The sequence below is a fragment of the Vibrio sp. B181a genome, assembly GCF_030248375.1.
Lineage (GTDB): Bacteria > Pseudomonadota > Gammaproteobacteria > Enterobacterales > Vibrionaceae > Vibrio > Vibrio campbellii.
The window spans coordinates 12,272-38,732 of record NZ_JAHGAD010000004.1; the positions used below are offsets into that span (position 1 = coordinate 12,272).

The 26,461-nt window shown below is 45.7% G+C and carries 22 protein-coding genes, 1 rRNA gene and 1 other annotated feature; of the genes, 11 read left to right on the top strand and 12 right to left on the bottom strand.

The features are described 5' to 3' along the window. Nucleotides 1-5: 5 nt before the first annotated feature. Nucleotides 6-1,676, bottom strand: a complete 1,671-nt coding sequence (locus KIO97_RS01320) for a sensor histidine kinase (RefSeq protein WP_010646595.1) — start codon at nt 1,674-1,676, stop codon at nt 6-8. 138 nt (nt 1,677-1,814) lie between these two features. After that, a complete protein-coding gene (locus tag KIO97_RS01325; RefSeq protein WP_005425329.1) occupies nt 1,815-3,299 on the bottom strand; it encodes a carbon starvation protein A in 1,485 nt (494 codons plus the stop codon). Nucleotides 3,300-3,615: 316 nt separating this feature from the next. On the opposite strand from KIO97_RS01325, the gene KIO97_RS01330 reads away from it, so the two are divergent. Further along, nucleotides 3,616-3,957: a DUF2799 domain-containing protein gene (locus KIO97_RS01330; RefSeq protein WP_005425322.1), complete on the top strand. Its 342-nt coding sequence runs from the start codon at nt 3,616-3,618 to the stop codon at nt 3,955-3,957. 110 nt (nt 3,958-4,067) lie between these two features. Then, a complete protein-coding gene (locus tag KIO97_RS01335) occupies nt 4,068-4,397 on the top strand; it encodes a hypothetical protein (protein ID WP_012127049.1) in 330 nt (109 codons plus the stop codon). Between the two features lie 69 nt (nt 4,398-4,466). Here KIO97_RS01335 and murQ read toward each other — a convergent pair whose 3' ends face one another. Further along, entirely contained in the window at nt 4,467-5,393 is a 927-nt protein-coding gene (gene murQ / locus KIO97_RS01340) for an N-acetylmuramic acid 6-phosphate etherase (protein ID WP_285380600.1), read from the bottom strand. A 61-nt stretch (nt 5,394-5,454) separates the two neighbouring features. Further along, nucleotides 5,455-6,567: an anhydro-N-acetylmuramic acid kinase gene (locus KIO97_RS01345; protein WP_285380602.1), complete on the bottom strand. Its 1,113-nt coding sequence runs from the start codon at nt 6,565-6,567 to the stop codon at nt 5,455-5,457. Nucleotides 6,568-6,667: 100 nt separating this feature from the next. Between KIO97_RS01345 and nagZ the strand changes: the two genes are divergently transcribed. From nagZ to tyrA, 3 genes are all read left to right on the top strand, one after another. Next, entirely contained in the window at nt 6,668-7,651 is a 984-nt protein-coding gene (gene nagZ / locus KIO97_RS01350) for a beta-N-acetylhexosaminidase (protein WP_285380604.1), read from the top strand. Between the two features lie 238 nt (nt 7,652-7,889). Then, nucleotides 7,890-8,963, top strand: a complete 1,074-nt coding sequence (locus tag KIO97_RS01355) for a 3-deoxy-7-phosphoheptulonate synthase (RefSeq protein ID WP_285380606.1) — start codon at nt 7,890-7,892, stop codon at nt 8,961-8,963. 25 nt (nt 8,964-8,988) lie between these two features. After that, nucleotides 8,989-10,116: a bifunctional chorismate mutase/prephenate dehydrogenase gene (gene tyrA, locus KIO97_RS01360; protein ID WP_050906171.1), complete on the top strand. Its 1,128-nt coding sequence runs from the start codon at nt 8,989-8,991 to the stop codon at nt 10,114-10,116. Nucleotides 10,117-10,184: 68 nt separating this feature from the next. On the opposite strand, the gene KIO97_RS01365 is transcribed toward tyrA, so the two are convergent. The 3 genes from KIO97_RS01365 to ettA all read right to left on the bottom strand — a co-directional run bounded on the left by KIO97_RS01365 (nt 10,185) and on the right by ettA (nt 13,511). After that, nucleotides 10,185-11,186 carry a M23 family metallopeptidase gene (locus KIO97_RS01365; RefSeq protein ID WP_045379655.1) on the bottom strand — a complete coding sequence of 334 codons (1,002 nt, stop codon included), beginning with the start codon at nt 11,184-11,186 and terminating at the stop codon, nt 10,185-10,187. A gap of 29 nt (nt 11,187-11,215) precedes the next feature. After that, complete coding sequence (locus KIO97_RS01370; protein WP_050906173.1) at nt 11,216-11,584, bottom strand: PilZ domain-containing protein; 369 nt, start codon at nt 11,582-11,584, stop codon at nt 11,216-11,218. Between the two features lie 259 nt (nt 11,585-11,843). Continuing rightward, entirely contained in the window at nt 11,844-13,511 is a 1,668-nt protein-coding gene (ettA, locus tag KIO97_RS01375) for an energy-dependent translational throttle protein EttA (protein ID WP_285380609.1), read from the bottom strand. A 374-nt stretch (nt 13,512-13,885) separates the two neighbouring features. Here ettA and KIO97_RS01380 point away from each other — a divergent pair, with 374 nt between their 5' ends. Then, a complete protein-coding gene (locus KIO97_RS01380; RefSeq protein WP_285380611.1) occupies nt 13,886-15,832 on the top strand; it encodes a transglycosylase SLT domain-containing protein in 1,947 nt (648 codons plus the stop codon). A 13-nt stretch (nt 15,833-15,845) separates the two neighbouring features. After that, nucleotides 15,846-16,148, top strand: coding sequence for a trp operon repressor (gene trpR / locus KIO97_RS01385; protein WP_005425333.1), 303 nt, complete (start codon nt 15,846-15,848; stop codon nt 16,146-16,148). Between the two features lie 114 nt (nt 16,149-16,262). Here the strand turns inward: trpR and yjjX are convergent, their stop codons facing one another. The 5 genes from yjjX to KIO97_RS01410 all read right to left on the bottom strand — a co-directional run bounded on the left by yjjX (nt 16,263) and on the right by KIO97_RS01410 (nt 21,304). Further along, nucleotides 16,263-16,796 carry an inosine/xanthosine triphosphatase gene (gene yjjX, locus KIO97_RS01390; protein WP_043882886.1) on the bottom strand — a complete coding sequence of 178 codons (534 nt, stop codon included), beginning with the start codon at nt 16,794-16,796 and terminating at the stop codon, nt 16,263-16,265. Nucleotides 16,797-16,838: 42 nt separating this feature from the next. Beyond that, complete coding sequence (gene pheA / locus KIO97_RS01395; protein WP_005533293.1) at nt 16,839-18,017, bottom strand: prephenate dehydratase; 1,179 nt, start codon at nt 18,015-18,017, stop codon at nt 16,839-16,841. A 13-nt stretch (nt 18,018-18,030) separates the two neighbouring features. Then, nucleotides 18,031-18,152, bottom strand: a sequence feature (Phe leader region). A 108-nt stretch (nt 18,153-18,260) separates the two neighbouring features. Next, entirely contained in the window at nt 18,261-18,587 is a 327-nt protein-coding gene (gene hpf / locus KIO97_RS01400; RefSeq protein WP_005425319.1) for a ribosome hibernation-promoting factor, HPF/YfiA family, read from the bottom strand. 376 nt (nt 18,588-18,963) lie between these two features. Further along, a complete protein-coding gene (locus KIO97_RS01405; RefSeq protein WP_285380614.1) occupies nt 18,964-20,433 on the bottom strand; it encodes a lytic transglycosylase F in 1,470 nt (489 codons plus the stop codon). 142 nt (nt 20,434-20,575) lie between these two features. Continuing rightward, nucleotides 20,576-21,304, bottom strand: coding sequence for an outer membrane protein assembly factor BamD (locus KIO97_RS01410; RefSeq protein ID WP_005425318.1), 729 nt, complete (start codon nt 21,302-21,304; stop codon nt 20,576-20,578). Nucleotides 21,305-21,440: 136 nt separating this feature from the next. On the opposite strand from KIO97_RS01410, the gene rluD reads away from it, so the two are divergent. The 4 genes from rluD to KIO97_RS01430 form a co-directional block, all read left to right on the top strand. Further along, entirely contained in the window at nt 21,441-22,418 is a 978-nt protein-coding gene (gene rluD, locus KIO97_RS01415; RefSeq protein WP_005425317.1) for a 23S rRNA pseudouridine(1911/1915/1917) synthase RluD, read from the top strand. Between the two features lies 1 nt (nt 22,419). Continuing rightward, on the top strand, nt 22,420-23,148 hold the full coding sequence (pgeF, locus tag KIO97_RS01420; protein WP_285380616.1) for a peptidoglycan editing factor PgeF: 729 nt from the start codon (nt 22,420-22,422) through the stop codon (nt 23,146-23,148). A gap of 146 nt (nt 23,149-23,294) precedes the next feature. After that, nucleotides 23,295-25,868, top strand: a complete 2,574-nt coding sequence (gene clpB / locus KIO97_RS01425) for an ATP-dependent chaperone ClpB (RefSeq protein ID WP_045456513.1) — start codon at nt 23,295-23,297, stop codon at nt 25,866-25,868. A gap of 507 nt (nt 25,869-26,375) precedes the next feature. Continuing rightward, nucleotides 26,376-26,461 (top strand): 16S ribosomal RNA (locus KIO97_RS01430); the annotation flags it as partial.

Consider the following 26,461-nt stretch of genomic DNA (forward strand, 5'->3'; position numbering starts at 1 on the left):
TGTACTTATCGCGAGTGGGGAATGATAAAACTCATTTTAGTAAATTGGTGCTGCTGAGAGGTAATTTTTAGCGCTGAATCACGCCCAAATTGATTCGATAAGCGCTTATCGACAATTTCCATCCCCAAACCAGAATGATTCTCTTTTGGTGGCTCATAGCTTCCCGCGTTGTCTTCTACCGTAATCAGTGCACCTTGTGGGTGAGCTTGGCTGTAAATCTTCACTTTGCCGCCTTCTAACATATTGGAAATACCATGCTTGATGGCGTTCTCAACGAGCGGTTGAAGAGTAAAGCTCGGCAGTTTGATATCCAAAAGCTCTGGTTCAATATCAATTTCAACTTCTAAGCGATCAGTAAAGCGCGCCTTTTCTATAGATAAGTAGGAATTCACGTGTGCCAACTCTTCCTTTAGCGTCACGGTGTTGATGTTCTGCTTTAAGTTACTGCGGAAGAAGTGCGATAGGTTTTGGATCAGTTCTCGCGCCTTATCTGGATCTCGACGAGTAATGGCGCTGATGGTGTTTAGCGCATTAAACAAGAAGTGTGGGTTCACCTGTGCGTGCAGCAGTTTGATTTCTGCCTGAGCCAGCAGGGTTTGTTGTTGCTGATAATCACCATACAAGATTTGGCTCGATAGAAGCTGAGCGATGCCTTCCGCCATTGACATGTTGGCTGTTGAAAACAGTTTGCGTTTTGGCTCATAGAGTTTAATGGTTCCCACTACCTCTTTACCTGCACGCAAAGGAATGATCAACGCAGAGCCCAACTTACAATCTTTCGCTAATGAGCATTGGTAAGGGCGTTCACTGCCATCAAGGTAGATGATGTCATTCTTCTCCATTGAGTCGAGTGTGCTTTGCGATGAAATAGGAGTATTTGGCCTATGATGATCATCACCGATACCAACGAAAGCCAGAATCTTCTCTTGGTCGGTAATAGCGACCGCGCCTACCTTCGTTTCTTCATAAATAATACGGGCGATCTTATCGGCGTTTTCGCTGTTAAAGCCAGTACTCAGAATACCGACCGAGCGATCGGCAATGCTCAATGCACGGCGGGAAAAGGTTGCTGAGTACTTTTCAAAAATGGTTTTACGATCTTGCAAAATACTCATAAACAGAGCGGCACCAACGGAGTTAGCAATGATCATCGGAGCCGCAATCGCTGAAACCAGCTCATAGGCTTGGTCGAAGGGCTTGGCAACGGCGAGCAACAGAATCATCTGTACGATTTCCGCTACAAAAGTCACGCTGAATACCACGCTTGGATTAAACAGCATCGCACCTTTGTTGCGCTTGATGAGGTACACATGCAGCAAGCCGCCAATCAAGCCTTCTGCTGTAGTCGAAATAGCGCAGGCTAAATCTGTAAAACCACCAAGGGTGTAACGGTGAATACCGCCCGTTAGTCCCACCGCGAAACCAACGACAGGGCCACCAAACAGGCCACCCATTACTGCTCCGATAGCGCGTGTATTAGCGATGGCGTCGTTAATCTGTAATCCGAAGTAGGTGCCAAGAATACAAAAGCCAGAGAAGAGCACATAACAAATGAGCCGATGGCTGAGGCGAGAGGAGATGCTCAGCAGAGGCAAAATGATCGGCGTTTTACTCAGCATGTAAGCCAACACTAAGTAAACACACATTTGTTGTAAAAGGGAGATGACCAGTTCCATAACGAACCTAACCTAAAAATGATGTTTTTATTGTAAGTGAATTAAATCTTCGAAGAGAAACAAAAAGAGCCTGCGTTGGGCAGGCTCTTGGTTTATCCAGACATTGATAATGAATCGGTTAGCAAGCGAAGGTATTCATTATGCCGTTTCTGAGGCTGTTTGCGGTTTCTCTTCGTCAGCCAGTTCTGTCTCGCCTTTGCCTTTAGAAATCTTGATAACGTAACCTGCTGCCGCTAGTGCGAATAGAACGCCCGCGATAGTCGAGATTTGCATTGGCAGACCGAAACCTAGTGTGCTGTTGTTTAGAATGAAAGTCACACATACGGTTGTCATGAATACGGCTGGTACTGTCGTAATCCAGTGCAGCTTGTTGTGGCGTAGTAGGTAAGCCGACGCAGTCCAAAGCATCATTACTGCTGTTGTTTGGTTTGCGAAGCCGAAGTAGCGCCAGATGATACCGAAGTCTACTTGAGTCAGGATGCCGCCGATAACGAATAGTGGTACAGCCATTAGAAGACGGTTACGCAGTGTTTTCTGTTCCATACCGAAGTATTCAGCAAGAATCAGGCGGCTTGAGCGGAATGCTGTGTCACCTGATGTGATTGGCAGAATAACAACACCAAGGAAAGCAATCACACCACCGAATACACCCAGTAGGCCAAATGACGCGCTGTACACCACGTTACCAGGACCACCGTTTTTCACAGCTTCTGCAAGACCGTCAAGTGTACCGAAGAAAGACAGAGCAATAGCACACCAGATAAGCGCGATAACGCCTTCACCAATCATTGCACCGTAGAATACGAAGCGACCGTTCTTCTCATTTTCCATACAACGCGCCATCAGTGGTGACTGAGTTGCGTGGAAACCAGAGATAGCACCACATGCGATAGTGATAAATAGTGCAGGCCATAGAGGCATATCGTTCGGGTTCAAGTTAGTGAACATATCGCTTACTTGGAAGTCGCCCATTACCGTGTGCTCGCTAGAGAACGCAACTGCAGTCATTAGACCCACAGACATGAAGATCAGTAGTGCGCCGAACAATGGGTAGAAACGACCGATGATTTTATCTACAGGAACAATTGTCGCGATGATGTAGTAAGCGAAAATCAACACAACCATGGTTGTCATGCTGACGCTAAAGCTGGTTTGGTCGTTGATTAGGTTTGTGATCATACCTGCTGGTGCTGATACGAATACCACACCAACGAGAAGCAATAGGACAATGGCAAAGATGTTCATAAAGTGTTTTGCGCCATTACCTAGGTAGCGACCCGTAATTGTTGGTACTGATGCACCACCGTTACGAACAGAAAGCATACCTGAGAAGTAATCGTGTACCGCACCTGCGAAGATACAACCTACAACAATCCACAGCATTGCCGCAGGGCCATATAGCGCACCCATGATTGGACCGAAGATTGGGCCAACACCAGCGATGTTAAGTAGCTGAACAAGGTAAACACGTTTGGTTGACATTGGAACGTAGTCAACACCGTCCGTTTTAGTATGGGCAGGCGTTTGGCGATTCTCATTGATACCGAAAACTTTCTCAACGAAAGCGCCGTAGATGAAGTATCCGCCGATGAGGGCTGCGACACAGGTTAGAAACCACATCATAGCAATTGTCCTTGGTTTAATAGGTAGGGTAATTTTTTAAGCTCAGGATGTATCTTATTCGCCTCTTTTGTTAAGCGCATTCGCTCTGTGGATGAGTGGTCGAATAGAGAAGCGAGTGGTCGATATAAGGATTAAGTGGTTTTATCGTTTGCTCAGTGGTCGGGATATCCGTTAAGCGGTGAAATTCGGTACTCAGTGGTCGTTATGTATCGTGAGTGGTTGTAGGAGAAACTCGCAGGCAAAATCGACACAGCAGCGGCAAAGCACAGGCTTTAGTGATAAGCTTGTTGGGAAAACAACTAGTTAAGGAAGAATCATGAAAAAGGCAACGTTAGGCTTGGCGCTGGCTTTACTCGCTGGATGTGCGGCAACCACGGAAGAATTGGCGCAATCTGGTGATTGGTATCAGATCGGTTATCAAGATGGTATTGCAGGGCATACCTCTCGTACGGTGAAAGAGCTCAATCAGCTCGGTAATGCTAAGCAAGGTGACTACGACCAAGGCTACCTAGAAGGTGTAACAGAATACTGTAATCCGGATTTCGCTTACCAAATGGGTCTGTCTGGTCAGTATTATGAAGGTGTGTGCGAAGGCACGCCTCAAGCGCAGAAATTCCGTATGGAATGGCAACGTGGTTGGAACGAATACAGCAACTAATTCTGTTTCATAATCAAGACGGCAATTTTCCCTGTTAATCTTCTGACATTTGAATTTTATTGCTTTGGTGTACTGGTGATATCAGATTCAATCAGAAGTGAAATAGAAACATGAAAAAGATCTTTTTGGTCGCATTGGCGCTCTTTCCCCTAACGGTTGGTGCGACTAATGTATTGAAAGAGTCGATAAAGATGAAGCGTAAGTACGATCATGACAAGCATCGTATTACCAACACCATCAATCACACTAAGCGCAATATCAAAGAGATCACCGATGGCACTTATGTGGAGAATCAGGTTAAGCGTGAAGTAAACCAAACCACGCGTAAGTACACCAATAAAGTGGATAACGTTAAGAACATAACGAACCCCGATCACATCAAACGCAAAGCAAATGACAAGCTTAACCAAGAGTTTGATGAATGGTTGTATGAAGACTAAATCTTGATATCAGAATAAGAAAGGAGACCTTGAGGTCTCCTTTTTGTTTGCTTGGACTCTATCATTCCACTATTTAGGCTGATGGCTTTCCACCGCTTTACGTAAGAAACCGTCTTGGTGATGGAGATGCGTGCGAGCAGATTCAATATCAAGATCGGTGAGGATCATTAAGATCGCCAACTTCACTTCATAATCCGTTTGTTTTAGCACTTCGGTTGCTTGTTCTTTGCTGCAATCGGTCGCTTGCATCACGATACGTGCGGCGCGTGCAACGAGTTTATTGTTGGTTGCTTTCACATCAACCATCAGGTTTTGGTAACTCTTACCCAAACGGATCATACTGGCAGTAGTCAGCATGTTCAGAACCAGTTTCTGCGCGGTACCTGATTTCAAACGTGTTGAGCCTGTCAATGCTTCAGGGCCAACAACAGGGCTAATTGCGACATCGGCAATGTCGGCGATTGGAGAATCTGGATTACAAGATAGCGCTATTGTGGTTGCACCGATCTCGTTTGCGTATTCCAAACCACCAATGACATAAGGCGTTCGGCCACTTGCAGCGATGCCTACGACAACATCCAGATTTGTGAATTCGATATCTTTTAGGTCTTGCTCACCTAAAACCGGCGAATCTTCCGCACCTTCTTTCGCTTTTAAAATCGCCTTTGGGCCACCCGCAATCAGACCAACCACCATCTTGTCAGATACGCCAAATGTTGGTGGACATTCCGATGCATCAAGCACACCTAAACGACCACTGGTGCCGGCGCCCATATAAACCAGACGACCGCCGACTTTAAACGCGTCGGTGATCTTATCTACCGCGAGTGCGATTTCTGGTAGTACTTTCTCCACCGCAAGCGGTACGAGTTTATCTTGCTGATTGAGTCTCTGAACAATGTCCAGAGAGGGCAATAAATCGATATCCATCGTATCTGGGTTGCGCCCCTCTGATACAAGGTGGGCGAGAGCAGCAATAAGCGCGTCATTTGTCATAGTGGTTTAAGCCTTTGAATACTGATTTCGATTTTTTGTCGCTGTATCTGGCACAACGAATTTAGTTTTTAGGATAGAGCACACCCAGTGAAGCAAGACGGCTCGCACCAGTCACTTCAGGTAAGTTACTCGGCAGTCCATCGATATGTCGCTGAGCAAGCCAAGCAAACGCCATGGCTTCCATATAGTCGCCATCAACACCTTTATCGTCCGTTGTTGCGACTTGCCACTGTGGCAGAAGTTCTGCTAAACGTTGCATCAGTAGCGGGTTTCTCGCACCACCTCCACACACCAACAGCTGTGGCTGCTGGCCATAAGTGAATTTCTCTACTTCGCTTGCAATGGTTTTCGCCGAGTATTCACACAGCGTGCGTTGTACATCTTGTGTTGAGGTATTGTGGTCAGCTAACTGATGATGCAGCCAATCGATGTTGAACAGCTCTCGTCCTGTGCTCTTGGGCGCCGACATAGCGAGGTAAGGCTCTGCTAAGAGTTGAGTGAGCAGTGCGGCATCGGTGTTACCTTGCAGAGCAAATTGCGCGTCTTTATCGAAGTCTTGTCCGGTGTGTTGTTCACACCATGCATCCATCAACATGTTGCCCGGGCCAGTATCGTAGCCGATCACTGCTTGTTCAGGATGCAGTACCGAGATATTGGCAATTCCACCGATGTTAAGCACCACGGTGGTGGAATCTTGCATGGCAAAAATACTTTTATGGAAAGCAGGAACGAGCGGTGCACCTTGGCCACCTAACGCCATGTCTTTGCGACGAAAATCTGCCACGGTATCAATGCCCGTTTTGACTGCGATGATGTTGGCATCACCCAGTTGGGTAGTGAAGGGCAGGTCGCCTGTTGGCTGGTGGAACACGGTTTGCCCATGATTGCCAATGGCTCGGATTTGCTCAGCGGAATAGCCGGATTTATCCAGTAGCTGTAAAACCGCATCGGCAAACAGATGGCCAAGTTGATGATCGAGCTCACCAATGGCTTTAAGGTTCGTGTCTTGCCCAGTGCAAACCGACAGTAGCATCTGCTTAATATGAGCGGGCATTGGGTAATCATCGTGTGCGATCAAGCGAACACGGTTATCTTCAATTTCAACCAGTGCGGTATCTACACCGTCCATACTGGTTCCAGACATCACACCGATATACAGTTTGTTAAGATTCACAGCCAATTCCGTCAATTCTTCGATTCACTTATTGTAAAGCAATTCTGAAGCGAATAACCTCATCGAATACGAGATATTCAGCCGATTTTGAGGAGAAAAAATGGGACCGTTATGGGTTGATGTTGCAGGCTATGAACTGACTGCAGAAGACAGAGAAATTTTGGATCACCCAACGGTTGGTGGTTTGATTTTATTTACGCGTAACTACCACGACAGTGAGCAGCTTCAAGCTCTTACCCAATCTATCCGCAAAGCGGCGAAACGTCCGATTTTGATTGGTGTTGACCAAGAAGGCGGGCGCGTTCAGCGTTTTCGTGAAGGCTTTTCATTGATTCCTGCGGCAGACGAATACGCCAAGCATCAAAACAGTGAAGAACTGGCACGTGTGGGCGGTTGGTTGATGGCTGCAGAGCTTATTGCTCATGATATCGACCTAAGCTTCGCGCCGGTATTGGATAAAGGTCACCAGTGTAAAGCGATTGGCAGCCGTGCCTTTGGTGAAGATCTGGATACCATTTTACGTCACAGCACCGCGTATATGCAGGGTATGAAGAGTGTCGGTATGGCGACTACGGGCAAACATTTCCCGGGTCATGGTGGTGTGATTGCTGATTCACACCTAGAGACACCATACGATGAGCGTAGCGATATCTTTGAGCAAGACATGGCGATCTTCAAAGCGCAAATCGATGCTGGCATCTTAGACGCGATGATGCCTGCTCATGTGATTTTCCCAAATTATGATGACCAACCAGCAAGTGGATCTGAGTATTGGCTAAAACAAATCCTGCGCCAGCAGCTTGGTTTTAAAGGTTTGATCTTCTCTGATGATTTGACCATGGAGGGCGCTGCGATCATGGGTGGCCCTGCTCAGCGTGGCGCACAAGCATTAAACGCTGGCTGCGATATGCTGCTGGTTTGTAATAAGCGCGATGCGCAAGTTGAGGTGCTGGATAATCTACCAATTACTTCTGTTCCTCTAGCTGATGCCTTGTTGAAGAAGCAAAGCTTTTCTCTAAGTGAGCTAAAACTCTCGCAAGAGTGGAAAGACGCTTCTGAAGCTATGAAGCGATTGATTGGCTAACCATCTCACCCCTGAATAATGGCTTGCTCAGGGTGAGACGTAAACTTTCAAAAACATCCATTTAAGGCCGAAGTGCTCTGTACTTCGGCTTTTTCTTTGATGTAAATTGAAATTTACACTAAATGTTTTTTATTGTGTACGGTTGTAATTCTTTTTTAGCCTGTTATCTTGTCGATAAAGCTTAGTTGTCTCACCAAGGAATTGGTTGGGTGTAAACAAAAATATACAGGTCAAGGTTATGCAAAGAAGTGAATTGAGCAACATCAACATCAGCGAAGAACAAGTACTGATCACGCCAGAGGAGCTAAAAGTGAAGCTTCCTCTAAGTGAAAAAGCGCGTCGTTTTATTCAAGAGTCTCGTCAAACCATCGCTGATATCATTCACAAGAAAGATCATCGTCTACTCGTTGTATGTGGACCATGTTCTATCCATGACGTAGAGGCAGCGAAGGATTACGCTAAGCGTCTAAAAGCTCTTTCTGAACAACTAAGCGACCAACTGTATATTGTAATGCGTGTTTACTTTGAGAAGCCTCGAACCACGGTTGGTTGGAAAGGCCTGATCAATGACCCACACCTAGATGGCAGCTTCGACATTGAACATGGTCTGCATGTTGGTCGTGAGCTGCTGGTTGAATTGGCTGAGATGGAAATCCCACTAGCAACAGAAGCCCTTGACCCAATCAGCCCGCAATACCTTGCGGATACCTTTAGCTGGGCTGCGATCGGTGCTCGTACGACTGAGTCACAAACACACCGTGAGATGGCAAGCGGCCTTTCTATGCCGATTGGCTTCAAGAATGGTACGGATGGTAGCCTAGCAACCGCTGTTAACGCGATGCAAGCGGCCTCTTCTAGCCACCGTTTCATGGGTATTAACCGTGAGGGCCAAGTAGCGCTATTAACTACGCAAGGTAACCCGAATGGTCACGTGATTCTGCGCGGCGGCAAGCAAGCTAACTACGATTCAGTATCGGTTAACGAGTGTGAGCAAGAGATGGCGAAGTCTGGCCTTGATGCTTCATTGATGGTGGATTGTAGCCATGCAAATTCTCGCAAAGATTACCGTCGTCAGCCATTGGTTGCCGAAGACGTGATTCACCAAATCCGTGAAGGTAACAAGTCAATCATCGGCTTGATGATTGAAAGTCATATCAACGAAGGTAACCAATCTTCAGACCTAGCACTTGAAGAGATGAAATACGGCGTATCGATCACTGACGCATGTATCAATTGGGATTCAACTGAGGCACTATTACGTCATGCACACGAAGAGCTGGTGCCTTTCTTAGAGAATCGCCTTAAAGGCTAAAACGGAACTTATTTAAGGAACATCAATGGCAGTTGAACTTAACGCATTACGCGATCAAATTGATGCAGTCGACAAGCAAATGTTGGAGCTACTGGCACAACGTTTAGCACTAGTAGAGAAAGTGGGTGAAGTAAAAAGCGAACACGGTTTGCCAATTTACGCCCCAGATCGTGAGGCTGCCATGCTGGCGTCACGACGAGCTGAAGCTGAAAAAATGGGGATTCCTCCACAGCTGATTGAAGACATTCTTCGTCGAACCATGCGTGAGTCTTATGCCAGCGAGAAAGATTCCGGTTTTAAGTGTTTGAACCCAGAATTGCGCTCAGTGGTTATTATTGGTGGTAATGGCCAGTTAGGTGGTCTGTTTGGCCGAATGTTCAAACTCTCTGGTTACCAAGTAAAGGTGCTGGGCAGCAAAGATTGGGATCACGCGGATGACATCCTTAAAGGTGCGGGCCTGGTTGTGGTTACTGTGCCGATTCACCTAACAGAAGGTGTGATTGAAAAACTTGGTAACCTGCCAAAAGACTGCATTCTGTGTGACCTGACTTCTATCAAGTCTAAGCCTCTGCAAGCAATGTTGAATGTGCACCAAGGTCCGGTTGTTGGTTTGCACCCAATGTTTGGCCCAGATGTTCCGAGCCTAGCGAAGCAGGTGATTGTCTACTGTGACGGTCGTGGTAGCGATCAATACCAATGGCTCTTGCAACAGTTTGGAATTTGGGGTGCAAGTTTGTGCCAAATCGATGCGCAAGAGCACGACCATGGCATGACTTTGATTCAGGCACTGCGCCACTTCACTTCTTTCGCTTACGGCATGCACCTAAGCAAAGAGAATCCGAACATTGAGCAACTATTAAAGCTGAGCTCGCCGATTTACCGCTTGGAATTAGCGATGGTAGGGCGTTTGTTTGGCCAAGATCCAAACCTCTACGGTGACATCATTCTTTCATCACAAGAAAACATCGACATGATTAAGCGTTTCCACCAACGCTTTGGTGAAGCGTTGTCTGTTTTAGACAGTAAAGATAAGGCTGAGTTTGTCGAAAGCTTCGAACAAGTGAGTGACTGGTTTGGTGATTACTCGCAGCAATTTATGAATGAGAGTCAGAACCTACTCAAACAAGCGAACGACAACATCCACCGTGGATAAGTACCAGTTTTAAATACAAAAAGAGCAGCTCACGGGCTGCTCTTTTCTATTCTGAAGGCTTTTAAAAATCAGTTGGTCGATGTGCCACTGTTGTCTTCACTTGATACTGTGCTGATGCTGGTATCACGGTATGGAGAGTTGGTTAGATTGATTTGCAGACGAACGACATTGTCGATTAACTGAACCAATGGGCCCCATTTCACCATCTTCTCTTTTTCAAACACGGAGTTGAAGTTCTCCGGTGTCCAGTCCATTAGGTAACGTGGGTTTAATGTGCGACCTAGGAAGCGTACTTCGTAATGCAGGTGCGGGCCGGTTGAGTTACCCGAGTTACCACATTTCGCAATTACATCGCCTTTACTGACAAACTCACCGCTTTTTACACTGAACTTATTGAGGTGGGCAAACGAGCTTGAGAAACCAAACGAGTGGCGTAACGTTAGGTAGTTGCCGTAGCCGCGATTACTTGGACGTACGGTCTCTACAACACCATCCGCTGGCGCAAGAATCTCTTCGCCACGCTTACAGGTTAAGTCGATGCCAGTGTGCACATGACGTTTCCCCGAAATTGGATTAATTCGGCTGCCATATGGCGATGAGATGCGCTGATAAGTCATCGGGCTATCGTTGGGAATCAAACGGAACATGGTGGCTCGAACGGCCGAGTCAATAGCGGCAGCATCGATACGTTCCTCTAACGCGAGGTTATTCTCTTCACCCACTAACTCTTCATCAGCAAGACCCAATACAGATTCCACGTCGAATACACGCTTGCCTAGCAGTTGAATCTGGTTGTTTTTGTCCGTCAGAGATTGAGACAGTGAGTGGTTGGTATCCAATTGTTCTTCGTAAAGCGCAGTGATCTCTGCTTTTTCACTTTCAAGCTTAGCGATGGTCTGACTAAGGGTTTGCGTATCATGAACTTGCTTTTGGTTCAGATACCATGCGCCGCCGACGACAGCGGGCAATGCAACAACGGATGCACAGATGGTTAGGATCGAAAGGCGACCCAAATGAAACTGCTGATTCCCGTCTTTTGTCGGGATCTGCATGATGATTTTTTTAGACATGGTTATTGTTACTAAAGTAGGCGCTCAATTTATTTTTCTCCTAAATCGGAAAGATGCTCTAACTCTCGATTCAGAAGCTCGTTATTGCCTACATTCAATTCTATAAATCGTTTTAGTTGGCTAATACTTTCGATGTCTATGTTGCTTATCTTTAGCCGAATCTCATTGCCTGCAATCGAAACGATACCAGCACTTAGCTGCATCATCTGTTCTGATTGGATAAATGAGAACCCCACTTCTACCGGAAGTAATGAATCCAACGGTTTTGCATCTTCAACTTTTAATAACAAGCCATGCAATGAAAGGTCTTGAATCGTAGCTTGCATTGCCAAGTCTCCTTGCTCAATTAGAGCAGGTACTTGGTAGATGATGCGTGAAAAGCGTCGTCTCTCCGTCATAGAGCTTTCTCGTAAAGTATTCAAACAAGTGAAAGATTATATCAAATAGTACAAAATTTGTTCGATTTTTGTTCTTAAAATGTCGAGATAGCTACAGAGTTGGGTTGGCTAATGGTCATGCTCTTGACCTACTTGAGAGGTACTTCGAGCTATTTATGCAACACATACAACAAAGGCCGCTATGATAGCGACCTTTGTACGAATTACAAGCAAAGGTGAGCGTAGGGTGATATACCGCACACTCATCTTATAACCGAAATTACTTCGATACGCGCTTGTATTTGATGCGGTGTGGTTCAGCTGCTTCAGGACCAAGGGTCTTCTTCAGCCATTCCATGTACTCGTTGTAGTTACCTTCGTAGAAGTTAACTTGGCCTTCATCGCGGTAGTCGATGATGTGCGTTGCAATACGGTCTAGGAACCAACGGTCGTGCGAGATAACCATTGCACAGCCAGGGAACTCTAGTAGTGCTTCTTCTAGTGCACGTAGTGTTTCAACGTCAAGGTCGTTGGTTGGCTCATCGAGTAGCAGTACGTTACCACCAGCTTTAAGCAGCTTAGCAAGGTGTACACGGTTACGCTCACCACCAGAAAGCTCGCCGATAACTTTCTGTTGATCAGAGCCTTTAAAGTTAAAGCGAGAACAGTAAGCACGCGCAGGGATTTCGAAGTTGTTGATCTTGATGATGTCAGCGCCTTCAGAAATCTCTTGGAATACCGTGTTCTTGTCGTTCATTGAGTCACGGAACTGCTCAACAGACGCCAATTTCACTGTTTCACCTAGCTCAATCGTACCTGAGTCTGGTTGCTCAGTGCCGCTCAGTATCTTGAATAGAGTCGATTTACCTGCACCGTTGGCACCGATGATGCCCACGATTGCACCCTTAGGCATGCTGAACGATAGGTCATCGATAAGAACACGACCGTCGAATGACTTAGTCAGGTTGTTCACTTCGATTACCTTATCACCTAGACGCTCACCTGGCGGGATGAACAGTTCGTTGGTTTCGTTACGTTTTTGGTGGTCAGTGTTTTGTAGCTCCTCAAAGCGCGCCATACGTGCTTTAGATTTCGCCTGACGACCTTTAGGGTTTTGACGAACCCATTCAAGTTCTTTCTCGATGGTCTTTTGACGAGCTTTTTCTTGCGACGCTTCTTGTTGTAGACGTGCATCTTTTTGCTCTAGCCAAGACGTGTAGTTACCTTCCCATGGAATACCTTCACCACGGTCAAGTTCTAGGATCCAACCCGCTGCGTTATCTAGGAAGTAACGGTCGTGGGTAATCGCAACTACAGTACCAGTGTAATCAACTAGGAAACGTTCTAGCCATGCAACAGATTCCGCATCCAAGTGGTTGGTTGGTTCGTCGAGTAGCAGCATGTCTGGCTTTTCAAGAAGGAGACGACAGATAGCCACACGGCGACGCTCACCACCTGATAGGTGTTGGATCTTTTGATCCCATTCAGGAAGGCGAAGTGCATCAGCAGCACGCTCTAGCGCGTTATCTAGGTTGTGACCGTCTTTCGCTTGGATTAGCGCTTCTAGTTCACCCTGTTCTTTTGCTAGTGCATCGAAGTCTGCATCTGGTTCTGCATACGCAGCGTATACCGCATCCAAGCGCTTAAGTGCGCCAGCAACATCTGCAACGGCTTCTTCAACGATTTCACGAACCGTTTTTGATTCGTCTAGTACTGGCTCCTGAGGTAGGTAACCTACGTTTAGGCCAGGTTGTGGACGCGCTTCACCATCGATATCAGTATCGATACCCGCCATGATACGTAGCAGAGTTGATTTACCCGCACCGTTCAGACCTAGAACACCGATTTTTGCACCTGGGAAGAAGCTTAGAGAGATGTCTTTAAGAATTTGACGCTTAGGTGGCACGATTTTGCTCACCCGCGACATGGTATATACGTATTCAGCCATTGCCGATCGTTCCTAAATTAACTGTCATTCAAAGCGTCTATTTTATACCAACTCCTTGAGTTTTGTTACCGGATTGCAAGAAATTAGCATCTCGTGTGATTTCTTCTTCATCGCTGACCGGAAACTCACAACTTTAGGGTATACACTTTTCTTGTTCACCTTAAATGCAAACACTGACTGTTCATCAGGATGGATGAATTGTCGGGAATCTATTTGCCTTAAAGGGTTCTAAAGTTTTACGAGTACAACATTTATTACATCAAGTCGCTTTACAATAAGAACTTAATACGGTGTAAATAGATGCATATGCTTTATGACTTGCCACGCCTGTATTCACCAGTGGTGAGAAATGAAGTGAGAAACGTCTGGGGAAAATGACGCACATGAGATTCAACGTATCGGAATTGGCTAAAAGAGTATGCTACGCAGCCGCTTTATGTGCGGTAAGTGTGTCAGCAAACGCTGCGCTGAGCCTAGAAAAACAGCGCCAAGTTTATGAACAAGCTCAAGATTTATTAGACAAGAATGACATCGATGGCTATTTGTCTATCCGTTCTAAAATCGCCAGTTATCCACTCACCCCTTATGTGGATTATCGGGTGTTTCTGAGGCAATTATCGAGTAAGTCTCCACAACAGGTAGACGAATTTATTAGTGACCACGAGGCTTTTCCATTCTCACGTCGAATTCGCGCCCCTTACTTAGATAACCTTTATCGTCAGAAAGATTGGAAAACCATTACCGAGTTCCAGAAAGTGGAGCCAAGTGGCGAGCGTTACCAATGTATTTTCTACGTTGCTCAATTAAAACAAGGTAAGCAAGTCGCCGCATTTAAAGGCGCTGAGCATATGTGGTTGCGTGGAAAGAGCATCGCCGACGAGTGTGATCCGTTGTTCTCCGCTTGGGACAAAGCGGGGGAGCGTACCGATGAATTGATTCTGCAACGCATGTTGTTGGCGTTTGATGCGCGCAATGGTGGCTTGATGAGCTACCTACAAAAACTGCCTGAATCGGCTAAAGCGAAGCAACAAGCTAAAGCAATGAAAGCGTTGTTTGATAAGCCAGAAACGGTCGCTGCATTTGCCGAGAAGCAACCTGCGAATGATTTCAATCGCGCTCAGAGTGAATATGCACTCGAGAAACTTGCACGTAAGAACACCAAGCAGGCACAAGAGGCTTATGCGGCGGTAGTGAAAGGACAAAAGTTCTCATCAGAAAAAGCGCAAGCATTAGCCGATTACATTGCGATTCGTTTGATTCGTACTGAGTCAGATTCACTTGCTCAGTGGCGTGATGACAAAACCAAAACCAGCCAAGATCTGCCTCTGATTGAAAGCCGCATTCGTTTGTCGATTCAAAATGGCGATTGGAAAGGGGTACAGAAGTGGATTGCGGTACTGAATGAGCAAGAGCAAGCGACTCTTCGGTGGCAATACTGGCTAGGACGTAGTGAGATTGCGCTTGGTAATGAAGTCGCAGGTAAGCAACGTTTAGCAAAACTGGTTGGCCAGCGTAACTTTTACAGCGTCGCTGCTGCCAATGCGATAGGTCAATCAATCAAGTACCCATCAAGCTCGGTTAAGCTAGACAAGAAAGTTATACAGCCGTACCAAAAGTCGTTGGCCCGAATCCATGAGTTGATTGAAACTGATAAGATTGCGGCAGCAAAGAGCGAATGGGCGCACTTACTCCGCAGTGTCGGTAAAGATGAGAAAGCTCAGCTAGCAGCATATGCAGCATCTAAGCGTTGGCACAATCTTACTGTTATCGCGAGTATCGAAGCACAAATGTGGGATAACATCCCGTTGCGATTCCCAGTAGCGCATCGCTGGTGGTTCAACTTCTATGCTGAGAAGCACAACATCGATCCAATTACGATGATGTCGTTAGCACGACAAGAAAGTGCTTTGGACTCGGAAGCGCGTTCTCCAGTGGGGGCTCGTGGTCTAATGCAAATTATGCCAGCGACTGCGAAGTACACGGCGAACAAGCACAAGCTCAAGTATCAAGGGACACAAGACCTTTATAACGTGGGTAAGAACATTGAGATTGGCAGTCACTACTTACAAGGTTTGATGGAGGATTACGATAATAATCGTATTTTCGCGCTCGCTGCTTATAATGCAGGACCTAACCGAGTAAAAATGTGGCGAGAGCGAACTCAAGGAAAAGTCGACGCTTATTCCTTTATTGAAGCGATTTCATTTAAAGAGACGCGTGGTTATGTGCAGAACATTTTGATGTTTGAGACATACTACCGTGACCTTTTAGGTGTAGACGGTTCGTTCTTGACCCCAAATGAGATCAATACCAAGTATTGAGTGAGGTAACTTGATGTCACACGAACCTGAGTACAAAGACTGGCAACAGATTGTCGAACTGATCCGTTCTAGCGTGGATAACCAGCAACATGAGATGTTGTTAACCATGTTGATGACGCCAGATGAGAGAGAGTCGCTTACTGCACGCGTCAACATTCTGAATGAACTGCTCAAGGGCGAGCTTTCTCAGCGCCAAATCAGTCAAATGCTTGGAGTGGGTATTGCCACCATCACTCGTGGTTCGAATGAGTTAAAGTCGAAGTCGGATACGGACAAAGACAAACTCAAGACATTATTAGAGCAGGGTGCCCAATAATCTTTGGGTCGAACTCTCTGAGTTACAGACAGCAAAAAGGGCGGAATTACCGCCCTTTTTAATATGTATTTTTCACGCTTATGAGCTGCAATACCCTTAACAAGCGCCCTACTGCTATAGGTTAGCCGGAAAATGCTCTGGATTGGTAAACGGAATCAACGCCAGAATTAAAGCTTGATGGTAGACCGAACTGCGCGTTAGTTGGTTTTGAGTCAGCAAACCAATTGCACCACCTTTCTGTTTGATATTATCGGTACCAAACACATCATCCATCACGTCCCCAAGCTCATTGGCGTGTTCCAGCTTTTGTAATACCTCAGGTGGCAACATCAGGCTTGCAGAGCGTGATTCCCCACGATGTGTGTCGGACTCAATCACCATCCAAGCAAAAGTGACTTTTCCTTCAATCCCTGCTTCTAAACCTACGTAGAAATCCGCCTTCGGCATTTCTGTTTTTGCGTTACGGACTCGGTTCAATGCGCCGAGATGAGTTTCTTCATTCGACATCGGTTGATCTGCGACTTCACTTGGAACGCTGACACCAACAAACTCAAAACTTTGCTCTGAGAAAGCACTTTGAAAAGCGCTCTCTACCGCTTTGATTTTTGCTGGGTTTAGGGACGCGATAACGACCTTTTGGGTTGCCATGATCTTTTTACCTACCATGTTCTTTTTACTTACAATAGTCCATTAGCTTAGTTTTACTTGAGTCGGCTTAACGTTCTCACTTGGATAGCAACCCAGTACTTTCAAGTGCTTAGTGATTTTTGTTAGCTCATCAATCGCTTGTTGCATCTCGTTAGAACCAAGGTGGGATTCGAGATCAACGTAGAACATTTCTTCCCATGGATTCCCCATGATTGGACGCGACTCTAGCTTGGTCATATTGATGCCGTAACGCTGAATAACCAATAGTGTTTGAACCAGTGAGCCTGCTTCTTGTGACGTCGACATGATCAGGGTTGTCTTAGCTGGAATCTGCGTGGATACCTCAACCGGTTTACGAGCAACGACGATAAAACGAGTATGGTTTTCAGTTTGGTTTGCGATGTTGCCTTGAATCGCTTGCAAGCCGTAAAGCTTACCGCTTGAAGCATTGCCGATTGCTGCTACGTCATCACGATTAAGCTCTTGTACCTTTTGCATCGCATCTGCAGTACTTGCACAAGACTCTAACTTCACACCTTTCATACGGCTTAAAAACTCGCTGCATTGCTGGTGTGGTTGTGGATGAGAGTAAAGTGTTTTGATGTTTTCAAGACGAATGTCTTTAGTCGCTACGAGACAATGCTCAATCGGTTGAGTTAATTCACCAACGATGTACAGCGTCGTGTGTTGCAGTAGGTCGTAGACCTCATTGATAGAGCCTGAACTGGTGTTTTCAATTGGCAGAACACCATAATCAGCATGACCAGATTCGACGGTCTGAGTTACTTCTTTGAAGTGTTCACAGTTAAGTTCAATTAGCTCTGTGTTCTTGCGGCTGAAGTATTCGCGGCTAGCAAGGTGCGAATAAGAGCCCTTGGCACCAAGGAAAGCAACGCGAGCAAGAGGTTTACGGCTTTGCAGTGGATTAACGAGGTTTTGTAGGTAGCTTTGTTGAAGAAGGACAGAATCTTCAATAATGGTGTGGAAAAGTTTGGTGATGTACTGAGCATCGAGTTCGTATTTATCACGGCCGTTGGTGATCAGTTTTACCAGAAGTTGTTGCTCACGGACTGCATCACGAACAGGTTTCGAAGTTTGAACTTTGCTTTTTGCTACTTCAATACTGAGTTTGCGGCGCTCAGATAATAGGCTCAAAAGCTCGTCATCGAGCTCATTCAAACGTAAACGAATTTCTTCCAGGGAAATAGGTTGGTCAGTCATCAATTCTTTCCTTATAAAAAAAGCCCCCCGATGTGGGAGGCTTTCTGTTTGTTTTTGACTTTTCTTTCACAAACGAGTTAGCCCCTCCAACTATGGAAGGAAAAAGAAGTCAAAAAGAAACAGGTTTGTTGAATGCATAAATAGTGCTTAATTTGTGAGTGTTTAAACACAATAAGCAAGCAGGCGGGGAGCGTCAAGCAAAAAAATAGCGCCTTTCGGCGCTACTTCCTCAATCTGGGGCGTTTACTCTTCTTCTTCCACTAGCTCAGGCTTACTTGCACGTCGAGCTTCTGGTTTGTGGGTCAGCTTATTCAGTTGTCGTTCTAGTTTTTGCTCCACTTCATTGATAGCTGCGTAAAGATCTTCGTGAGTTGCTGAGGCGATTAGCTGGCCTTTAGGAACTTTAATAATGGCTTCGAATTTCTTCTGTTTATTTGGTTCCTCACTGAAAGTTGCTTGGCATCCGATGATGTCTACCTGCCATTTCTCCAGCTTTTTAAATTTGCTCTCAATATGAGCACGGATTGCAGAGGTGATTTCGATGTTTTTACCAGTGATGTTCATTGTCATAAATGTTTTTCCTCTGTGTCATCCCTCATGGGTTGAATTCAGATTACCGCTTTGAGGAGAAAAGAATGTGATCTAAATCACATTTTTAATTGGGTTTTTCGAGATGAAAAATGAATGTGATCTCACTCAAGATCTCCTCAGATTTATGTGAAAATTGCTTGTTATCGGATTCGAAATCATTAGATTGGATAGAGTACTGAGCTGAAAACTAACCCGTTTTTAGGGGAGTTATACGGCCTGTAATTCTAGTTAGTCAAAAATTAACCAGAACAAATATGTGAATCAGATCACTCTTAAAGTGCACAGTAAGTTAGATTCAAAAACGCCGCTCATGCTTTGAGCGGCGTTTTTGGTTTTTTGGCTTGAGGTTTGTTACTTAGGGCGTTTGACTGACTCTTCGTAACGGAGTCATAAAGACGGGGTCATCTGGCACGAGTAGAACGTTGTCGAGCGTTTTCGCCAGATCAAGGCTTTCTAACTGTTTGTAGATCACGTAGTAGCGGTTCACATTGGTCACGTACCTAACGGTTTCTCCTAAACTTCGTCGCGTAACCACTTCCACATTATTGAACCAGACATCCGGATCGTAACCTTGTTGAGCCGCTCGCTTACGCATTCTCTCTATATTTCCTGGCCCCGCATTGTATGCCGCTAACGTTAAGTAGAGCTTATTCTCTTTACTGATGGCATCATCACTGAAGTAATAGCGACGTAGAAACGCCATGTATTTTACGCCCGCATGAACATTATTTTCTAAGTTACGAATGTTTTTGATGTTTACATTAGGGTCACTCGCTGTACTTGGTAAGATCTGCATGATGCCGACTGCTCCACGACTGGAAGCTAAGTTGTTGTCGAACCCAGACTCTTGATACGCTACCGCTGCAATGAGCAGATAATCGAAATCATATTTCTCCCCATACTTAGAAAATAAAGAAGAGAGTTTTTCAAGTTGAGCAATCTTTTTTGGGTTGAGCGCTTTATTGAGCCAATTGGTATTGTCGATGTATTTACCGTAAATGACGTTGCCAAGTAAGGTTCCGGATTTGGCGGTGCGAATGAACTTATTTACAACTTTCATTAACTCAGGACTGTCGTGGCGCATGGCCCAAGCGATCTCGCCGCCTTTGCGAATAGGAATCTTGGTGTGCGCACGGATGCCACCCATAAAGTTCATCCACAGCTTGGCTTTGTGACTATCCAGTACGATGGCTTTGACGTAGCCATTGTTTAACATCCCCACCAATTCGTAATCTTGTAGTGTTTCTTCGATAAAATGCACCACAACTGGAGGCAAGCCTTTCTTGTTGAGCTTTTTATTTAAGGCTTGAATGCTCTCAAAATAGCTTGAGCTAGCACGAACCCAAATCTCCTTACCACTCAGTTGTTCAATCTTGGTCATTGCTGGTGTGTTTTTATCGGTGACCACCCATTCTTGAATTCCAGTTATAACAGGATCGCTGAAGCTAACCGATTTCTTACGCGCATCGGTGATAGTGAGGTTAGCGACGACTAAATCCCCTAAGCCTTGTTCTAGTGAGGGAAGTAGCTGATCTCTAGAAACGGGAATGATTTGAATATTGATTTTAGGTTTGAGTTTACGAAGATCTTTTTCGAAATGAGCCAGTAACTCTGCACCAATGCCTTTTGGCTCCCCACCTTCGATGTAATAGAAACCAAGATCGGCAGACACCAAAACTCGCAGAACATTTTTCTCTTTAATAATGTCGAGATCGCCGGTGTAAGGAGGTTGTCTGAGAGGGGACAGTTCGAGCGCAAAACTCGAAGTGGAGAGTAGGACCAACAGTCCCGCCCATAGCTTTGATAGGGTCACGTTCACATCCATGTTAATGGTGGAGGAGAACTTTAAGCATATGTGTTGCTTAAAAAACCATCAAGTAAGTGAATGTGGTAACGAGAAAGGATAAGACAAAATTGATGAGGGTTGAAAACAAAACCGCCACAGTTTGGGCTGTGGCGGTTTAGGATTAGTTTGCTGGGTTAAGCTTGATAAGCTCTTCCGTTCTTGCAACTGCGTCATCCAGTTTCAATTGCTTGTAGGCTTCTAACTGAATCTCAAGTGATTTGCGCGCCGCTTCTGTATCAGGGAACGCTTTTTGAAGCTCTTGAGAACGGTTGATCGCTGCAATCCAAGCTTCACGACGCAAGTAGAAGTCTGCCGTCGCTAGATCGTAGTTTGCAAGACGGTTCTTTAGCGCCACCATACGTTTCTGTGAATCTTCCGCATATGGACTGTTTGGGTAACGCTCTAGCAGTTTTTTGAAGTCATCAAATGCTTTCTTCACTGGTTCCGGATCACGGTCACTACGATCAACATTGAACAAGTCATGCATGAAGTTACGGTCTTGCGCCATGTGGCTCAAACCACGCATGTACAAAACCCAGTCCATTTTTTCGTGAGTTGGGTTCAAACGCATAAAGCGAGAGATCGTTGCCAGACCTAATGCTAGGTCATCGTTTTTGTAGTACGCGTAGATAAGATCAAGTTGTACCTGCTCAGAGTAGGCACCAAACGGGTAACGCGAATCCAAAGCTTCTAGTTTTTCGATGGCAGAAAGCCAGTTACCGCTTTGCAGAGAAGTTTGCGCGTCTGCATACAGTTCAGAAGGTGGCACATCAGGAACGATTTCTTCTTTGCTTGCACAGCCAAACAGAAGGGATACCGCTAAAAGGCCTGTTAAAGTCTGATGTTTCATATCAGGAGTCTGTTCCTTGAATCTAAATATTTCTTAAGCTGCCGTTACTTTCTTTCCAGTAACAGATACAATGACGTAATAGTCTATTTTTCCACAGTCGTGAGCATTAGTCTCACAGTTTTTAAAAAAGTTCGATATGGCTCAGCAGATTGTTTTAACCAACACCGTAAAAGATAGCCAATTAGGTCAACGTTTAGACCAAGCTATCGCCGAATTATTCGCGGACTTCTCTCGCTCTCGCTTGAAAGAGTGGTTGCTTGCAGGGAAAGTACAAGTGAATGGTGAAGTTGTCACTAAACCTCGCACCAGAGTAATGGGTGGCGAGGAAATTACCTTGCAAGCCGAGCTGGAAGATGAAGAACGCTGGGAAGCACAAGATATCCCGCTAGATATCGTCTACGAAGATGAAGACATCATCGTAATCAACAAGCCTCGTGATTTTGTAGTACACCCTGGCGCGGGTACGCCAGACGGCACAGTACTAAACGCATTGCTGCATCACTACCCAGATATCGCAGAAGTACCTCGTGCAGGTATCGTGCACCGTTTGGATAAGGACACTACAGGTCTAATGGTGGTCGCGAAAACTGTTCCGGCACAAACTCGTCTAGTACGCGCGCTGCAAAAACGTAACATCACTCGTGAGTACGAAGCGATTGCAATCGGTCGTATGACGGCGGGCGGTAAAGTGGATAAACCAATTGGTCGTCACTCTACTAAACGTACGCTAATGGCGGTTGCTCCAATGGGTAAACCTGCGGTAACGCACTACCGTGTTGCGGAGCACTTCCGTGAACACACGCGTATTCGTCTTCGCCTAGAAACCGGTCGTACGCACCAAATCCGTGTTCATATGTCTTACCTACAGCATCCGCTACTAGGTGATACTGCATACGGTGGCCGTGCTCGTATCCCAACAGGCGCTTCAGAAGAACTAACGGAAATGATCCGTGGTTTTGACCGCCAAGCACTGCACGCGGTAATGCTGCGTTTCGACCATCCTGTTACTGGTGAAGAGCTAGAGTTTCACGCTCCAGTACCGGATGACATGGTAGAAATGACAGAAGCGCTACGTAAAGATACAGAAGAGTTCGGTCTGCCTGACGAGTTCTAATATGAAGACGATACTCCCTAACTGGCCAGCACCAAAAAACGTTAAAGCTTTCGCCTCTACCAGAGTCGGAGGCTTTTCGACTGTGCCTTATCAAGGGCTTAACCTTGGTGCTCATGTTGGGGATGACTTGTCCATCGTAGAAAAGAACCGTGACTGGTTGGCGCAACAAGCAAAGATGCCTAGTGCGCCAATCTGGTTGAACCAAACCCATTCTACAGTGGTTGCTCAAGTTAGTGAGCCAACAACGCAAGTACTCGATGCGGATGGTGTGTTTACTTCTTCAAGTCAGGTTGTTTGTTCAGCGATGACAGCGGACTGCTTGCCAGTTTTATTAACCAATACGCAAGGCACCCAAGTTGCGGCCGTTCATGCTGGTTGGCGCGGCTTAGCAAATGGTATCGTTGAAAACGCCCTCGAGTTGTTTTCTGGTGAAGTTATGGCGTGGCTTGGTCCTGCTATTGGTCCTCAAGCATTTGAAGTCGGCGAAGATGTCCTGCAAGCCTTTGTGGATTTCGACTCACAAGCCCATCAAGCATTTACCCCTCGTGAGGCTGAAGGGAAGTGGCTGGCGGATATGTCCAAGCTTGCAACTCAGCGTCTCAATAAATTTGGCATTACTCAGGTATTCGATTCAGGCCTGTGTACTTTCCAAGACAAAGAAGACTTTTATTCCTACCGCCGTGATGGTGTGACAGGTCGACAAGCCACTTTTATTTGGATTGAAGACTGATCACTACAACGCAAAAGCGTTGAGATGCATAGCCTCATTTTTGCAAAGCTATCTTTATTAATTCACTCCCTTGAAATTCCCGCTCTGCGTATCCATCTTTCTAACTGTCAAAAGAATTTTCTTAAGTTGAGGTTAGGAAGAAAGATATGCGTCTTGATAGATTCACAAGTAAGTTTCAAATCGCTATCTCTGATGCTCAGTCACTAGCGTTAGGGCGCGATCATCAATATATCGAACCTGTGCACCTAATGGTGGCATTGCTTGATCAGAACGGTAGCCCAATTCGTCCACTGCTAACCATGTTAGATGTTGACGTGACTCATCTACGCTCTAAATTGAGCGAAATGTTAGACCGACTGCCCAAAGTAAGTGGCATCGGCGGTGATGTTCAGCTGTCTAGCTCTATGGGGACAGTTTTCAATTTATGCGACAAAGTGGCTCAAAAGCGTCAGGACTCCTATATCTCTTCCGAAGTCTTTTTGCTTGCAGCATTAGAAGACCGTGGCCCACTTGGTCAGCTATTAAAAGAGATGGGCTTGACCGAGCAGAAAGTCAGCCAAGCGATCGAAAAGATCAGAGGTGGTCAAAAGGTCAATGACCCGAACGCGGAAGAACTACGCCAAGCATTGGAAAAGTTCACCATAGACCTAACAGAACGCGCAGAGCAGGGTAAGTTAGATCCTGTTATCGGCCGTGATGATGAAATCCGCCGTACCATCCAAGTATTGCAGCGTCGTACCAAGAACAACCCAGTGATCATCGGTGAACCAGGTGTGGGTAAAACCGCTATCGTAGAGGGCTTGGCTCAGCGCATCATTAATAATGAAGTACCAGAGGGGCTACGTGGTCGCCGCGTACTTTCATTAGATATGGGCGCACTTGTTGCAGGTGCAAAGTACCGTGGTGAATTTGAAGAGCGTTTGAAATCGGTATTGAATGAGTTAGCGAAAGAAGAAGGTAACGTCATTCTATTTATTGATGAGCTTCATACTATGGTTGGCGCAGGTAAGGGCGAGGGCTCTATGGATGCCGGTAATATGCTAAAACCAGCATTGGCTCGTGGTGAACTCCACTGTGTGGGCGCGACTACATTGGATGAATACCGCCAATATATAGAGAAAGATGCCGCACTTGAGCGTCGTTTCCAAAAAGTGCTGGTGGATGAGCCAACAGTAGAAGACACGATTGCCATTCTGCGTGGTTTGAAAGAGCGCTATGAGCTTCACCATCACGTAGAAATTACCGACCCAGCGATCGTAGCAGCCGCAAGTTTGTCGCATCGTTATGTTTCGGATCGTCAGTTACCCGATAAAGCGATCGACCTTATTGATGAAGCAGCCTCTAGCATTCGTCTACAGATCGACTCCAAGCCGGAGTCTTTAGACAAGCTCGAACGTAAAATCATCCAACTTAAGATCGAGCAGCAAGCGCTGAGCAACGAGCATGATGAAGCAAGTGAAAAGCGCTTGGATGTGCTTAATGAAGAATTGAATGAAAAAGAGCGCGAGTATGCAGAGCTAGAAGAAGTGTGGAATGCTGAAAAAGCCGCACTCTCTGGTACGCAACATATTAAAGGTGAACTAGAGCAAGCTCGTATGGATATGGACTTTGCACGCCGTGCTGGTGACCTAAACCGCATGTCCGAATTGCAATACGGCCGTATTCCTGAACTTGAAAAGCAACTTGATCTTGCTACTCAAGCTGAAATGCAAGAAATGACGCTATTGCGGAATAAGGTGACGGACAACGAGATTGCAGAAGTGCTCTCTAAGCAAACGGGTATTCCGGTCTCTAAAATGCTCGAAGCAGAAAAAGAAAAACTGCTCCGCATGGAAGAGGTACTGCACAAACGTGTGATTGGTCAGGCAGAAGCGGTTGAAGTGGTGTCTAACGCAATTCGTCGTAGTCGAGCTGGCTTATCCGATCCAAACAAACCGATTGGTTCCTTCTTATTCTTAGGTCCAACAGGTGTGGGTAAAACAGAACTATGTAAGACACTCGCGAGCTTCATGTTTGATAGTGAAGATGCCATGGTACGCATCGATATGTCCGAGTTCATGGAGAAACACTCTGTGGCGAGATTGGTTGGTGCGCCTCCGGGTTATGTTGGCTATGAAGAAGGTGGCTATTTAACAGAAGCAGTTCGCCGTAAACCTTATTCTGTCATCCTATTAGATGAAGTAGAGAAGGCACACCCAGATGTGTTCAATATTCTGCTGCAAGTATTGGATGATGGTCGGCTAACTGATGGTCAGGGTAGAACGGTGGATTTCCGTAACACTGTAGTGATCATGACTTCGAACTTGGGTTCTGCTCGTATCCAGGAGAACTTTGCGACGTTGGATTACCAAGGTATTAAGAATGAAGTAATGGATGTGGTTAGCAAGCACTTCCGCCCAGAGTTCTTAAACCGTGTTGATGAAAGTGTGGTATTCCACCCGCTTGGTCAAGAGCACATTAAGTCGATTGCCTCTATTCAGCTAGATCGTCTAGCGAAACGCCTTGAAGAAAAAGGTTATCAGTTAGAGGTGTCCGAGAAAGCACTCGATTTGATTGCTCAAGTTGGTTTCGACCCTGTCTATGGTGCGCGTCCTTTAAAACGTGCCATTCAACAAAATGTTGAAAACCCACTAGCGAAATCAATCTTAGCTGGTCAAATATTACCAGATAAGAAAGTACAGCTGATTGTGAACAACGACCAAATTATCGCTCACCAGTAATTTCACTAATGCAGTGAAAAGTGAGACGAAGTTCAAGGTTTAGGGGGCGGTAGCCCCCTTTTTGATGCACTTTTATCGGGTTTTGATTGTTTTCTATACGAACGAACCAAAAAGATAAGTTTTTTTGAAAAATAGGCTTGTGTTCCTAAACGAACTCCCTATAATGCGCCTCCGTTGTCACGGGAAAGCAAACAAAGCGAAGTCGAGATAACAAGGTCAGTGAGTTCGAAAGTAACTCACAGAGAAATAACTTAAAAAAGTGTTTGACACGATAAGTTATCTCGCTAAAATGGCCGTCCACTTTGAAGAGAACTTCAGAGTGTGCTCTTTAAAAATAAGAACCTATCAATCTGTGTGGGCACTCGTTGATGATAATCCAACTAGAAGCTTCGGCTTCAAATTAGGTTTCAATGAAACGAAGTGACCATTGAATCGAAAGATTCAGCACAGTCAATTCAAACATTACTTTATGTAATGTTCAGTATTCATTGAGCCGAACAAAATCTTAAATTGAAGAGTTTGATCATGGCTCAGATTGAACGCTGGCGGCAGGCCTAACACATGCAAGTCGAGCGGAAACGAGTTATCTGAAC